This is a genomic window from Arthrobacter sp. 05T47 (assembly GCF_056395825.1).
This window is the reverse complement of sequence record NZ_JBFTKG010000171.1, coordinates 1-1,051: the sequence shown is the minus strand read 5'-3', so window position 1 is coordinate 1,051 and position 1,051 is coordinate 1. Positions and strand designations below refer to the sequence as shown.

The window sequence follows — 1,051 nt, the reverse complement described above, 5'->3', positions numbered from 1 at the left end:
GGGTCGGCCAAGGTGACGGCGGAGAACTCGGCGAGTTCGTCCAGCATCTCCTTCACGCCCTCGGTTTTCAGGACAAGATCCTGCAAGTGGTCGACGAGGAGATCCGGGAATAGTAGATGTGTATCGTCGGCCATGACTGGGCACATTCCTCATTTGGGCCCTGACAACGACCCTTGACAGGGGGCACCGGAGGACGGCGAAGCAGCGCGTGCGGCTGTCCTTCGAGTATGGTCCGCTTCTGCTGCAAGAACCAGCAGGTCCCGTTACAACGGCTGGGGTCATGGGTGCGAATCGCAGCAATGAGTGGCGTCGTTTTGTCAGCGCCAAATGACACGGCTGGCCCTGCCAAGGCGAAGAGTCTGTGCTGCCCGCGGCGCCCAGTGAGGTTCTCTGATCTCGCTGCGCTCGGGCAGCACAAGTGTTTTCTTTTCGTTTTTGGCTGTTGTCCTGCGGATCGTAAGTGCCCGCTCCACCGGCTCGATCGTCCTGTGGGCGGCAGCGCACCGGATGCCCGGTGGTCGGCGCTGCGCTTATTCCCCACAATTCATCCGCTGGCCGCCATATTCACCGGTGGGCTGTCTGGTGCTTCTCCGTCAATGAGACTTTCTATGCCCGCCTTCGTGACATACGTGGCGAGGATGAAGAAGGTAACGGGAGCGCTCCTGAGTGCGATCTATTCTTTGCGTTCAACACCGTGGCAAGTGCCGGAGCCAAGCGGCAGTCGGGTCCGTGAGTCGCCGCGCTACACCCCTGTTTCAGCGGGCAGCCGCCCCGATTGAACCGCCCGCTGCAGTTGGGCGTGGTCGGCTTCCGTTTGGTCTGCATAGCTTCTGGCCCAATCGGCCATCGCGTCGTCGAAGACCGGATTACGTCCCAGGTACCCGGCGATGAAGGCGCTGTCAGGGCTTTGGGAGTGGGCCCGTGCGAGCAGCCAGCCGCACAGCCTGGCGTAGTCCGCGGTGGCCTGTGCATTCATTTCTGCCAGTGTGAAGGACCCCTTCATGTCGCGGAATTGCCGGATATAGAAGTCCCGCTGCAGTCCGTCGTCGCC

Annotated in this window: 1 protein-coding gene; it reads right to left on the bottom strand. The window is 61.7% G+C overall.

What is annotated here, in order from left to right:
• Window positions 1-742 precede the first annotated feature (742 nt).
• Window positions 743-1,051, bottom strand: a 309-nt coding sequence (locus AC1DEY_RS23650; protein ID WP_476870125.1) for a DUF2252 family protein, incomplete at its 5' end; no start/stop codon positions are given.